This window comes from uncultured Ralstonia sp., assembly GCA_913056305.1.
Lineage (GTDB): Bacteria > Pseudomonadota > Gammaproteobacteria > Burkholderiales > Burkholderiaceae > Ralstonia.
In genome coordinates this window covers 1-2,145 of sequence record CAJXMR010000405.1, presented here as the reverse complement: position 1 = coordinate 2,145, position 2,145 = coordinate 1, and the positions used below count along the sequence as shown (strand labels likewise).

Here is a 2,145-nt window from a genome sequence, read left to right as displayed (position 1 = left end):
CTTACTTTCTTTGGCAAGACAAAGAAAGTGAGTCGGCCCCGGCAGGGGACGAAACCGGGGTGGACCACCAAGCCCAAACCCCGGGTAGAAGCACAAAACCAGGGGACGGACCAAAAGCAAACAATCCCCAGCAAGAGACACATACCCCTGCACCACAAGTGCAGAACATGTCGCAAGCACCGATCCAGGAGATAGCAATGTCCGACCGCATCATCATCGCTTCCGTCGCCCGCACCCCGATGGGCGCCTTCCAGGGCGAACTCGCCAGCCTGACCGCGCCGCAGCTCGGCGCCACCGCCATCCGCGCAGCAGTCGAGCGTGCCGGCCTGAAGCCGGAGCAGATCGAAGAAGTCATCATGGGCTGCGTCCTGCCCGCCGGCCAGGGCCAGGCCCCGGCCCGCCAGGCCGCATTGGGCGCCGGCCTGCCGCTGTCGGTCGGCTGCACCACGGTCAACAAGATGTGCGGCTCCGGCATGCGCGCCGCCATGAACGCGTACGACGCCCTGCTCGCCGGTTCGCTCGACGTGGTCGTCGCCGGCGGTATGGAAAGCATGACCAACGCGCCCTACCTGATCCCCAAGGGCCGCGGCGGCTACCGCATCGGCCACGGCATGATCTACGACCACATGATGTTGGACGGCCTGGAAGACGCCTACGACAAGGGCCGCGCCATGGGCACCTTCGGCGAGGACTGCGCCGAGAAGTACGGCTTCACCCGCGAGGCGCAGGACCACTTCGCCATGACCTCCGTGCGCCGCGCGCAGGAAGCGACGGAAACCGGCGCGTTCCGCTGGGAGATCGCCCCCGTCACCGTGTCGGGCAAGACCGGCGACACCCTCATCGACACCGATGAAGGCCCGCGCCGCATCAAGGTCGACAAGATCCCGTCGCTCAAGCCCGCCTTCAAGAAGGACGGCACGGTGACGGCCGCGTCGTCTTCGTCGATCAACGACGGCGCGGCCGCGCTGGTGATGATGCGCGAGTCGACTGCCAAGCAGCTCGGCATCACGCCGCTGGCGGTGATGCTCGGCCACACCACGCACGCACAGGCGCCGGGCTGGTTCACCACCGCGCCGGTCACGGCCATCGACAAGCTGTTCAAGAAGCTCGACTGGAACGCGGGCAACGTGGACCTGTTCGAGATCAACGAAGCCTTTGCCGTGGTGCCGATGGCGGCCATGCACGACCTGCACATCCCGCACGAGAAGGTGAACGTGAACGGCGGCGCCTGCGCGCTGGGCCACCCGATCGGCGCGTCGGGCGCGCGTCTGATGGCGACGCTGATCGGCGCGCTGCGCCACCGCGGCGGCAAGCGCGGCGTGGCCAGCCTGTGCATCGGCGGCGGCGAGGCCACCGCTGTGGGCATCGAACTCTACTGAACCGAAGGCACGCACGATGACGAACGCAACTTCGCGCCCGTCCCGACGTACGCGCACCGCGCTCATCCTGGGCGCGTCGCGCGGCATCGGCCTGGAAACCGTCAAGCAATACCGTGCCGATGGCTGGCGCGTGATCGCCACCGTGCGGTCGCAGGAGGCCGCCCAGGAGTTGCAGGCCCTGGGCGCTGAAACGCACGTGCTGGACCTGACCGATTCCGCCGCCACCGCCGGCCTGGCCTGGAAGCTCGACGGCGAGGCATTGGACGTGGCGATCTACGTGGCGGGCATCTACGGCCCGCGCACGCAGCGCGCCGAGCCGGTCAGCCGTGCCGACTTTGACGCCGTCATGCACACCAACGTGTGGGCACCGATGGGCGTACTGCCCGCCGTGCTGCCGATGGTGGAAGCCGGCCATCATGGTGCTGGGGGCGCGGACGAACCCGGCGGCGTGCTGGCTGTGATCTCCAGCCGCATGGGCAGCATCGGCGACATGGAAGGCAACGGCGGCTGGCTGTATCGCGCCAGCAAGGCGGCGGCGAATGCCGTGCTGCATGCACTGTCGTTCGACGCGGAACAGGCGACGTGCCTGACCTTCCACCCGGGCTGGGTGCAGACCGACATGGGCGGCGCCAGCGCGGCCATCACGCCGGAGGTGAGCGTGGCGGGCATTCGCCGCGTGATCGCCTCGGCAACGCGCGCGGATAACGGCGCGTTCCGCAACTACGACGGCAGCGTCATTGAATGGTGAGGCCAGAACGATGCTGCT

The 2,145-nt window shown here is 68.1% G+C and carries 2 protein-coding genes; both read left to right on the top strand.

Annotated elements, in window-relative coordinates:
* The first annotated feature begins 197 nt into the window (after nt 1–197).
* Nucleotides 198–1,379 carry an acetyl-CoA C-acetyltransferase gene (locus QZ609_RS26615; RefSeq protein ID WP_295501560.1) on the top strand — a complete coding sequence of 394 codons (1,182 nt, stop codon included), beginning with the start codon at nt 198–200 and terminating at the stop codon, nt 1,377–1,379.
* A 16-nt stretch (nt 1,380–1,395) separates the two neighbouring features.
* Nucleotides 1,396–2,127 carry an SDR family oxidoreductase gene (locus QZ609_RS26610; RefSeq protein WP_295501558.1) on the top strand — a complete coding sequence of 244 codons (732 nt, stop codon included), beginning with the start codon at nt 1,396–1,398 and terminating at the stop codon, nt 2,125–2,127.
* The last annotated feature ends 18 nt before the right edge of the window (nt 2,128–2,145 follow it).

What these genes read in the sequence shown, in the direction of transcription:
- QZ609_RS26615 (WP_295501560.1), top strand. Translation starts at nt 198, where the DNA reads ATGTCCGACCGCATCATCATCGCTTCCGTCGCCCGCACCCCGATGGGC.
- QZ609_RS26610 (WP_295501558.1), top strand. Translation starts at nt 1,396, where the DNA reads ATGACGAACGCAACTTCGCGCCCGTCCCGACGTACGCGCACCGCGCTC.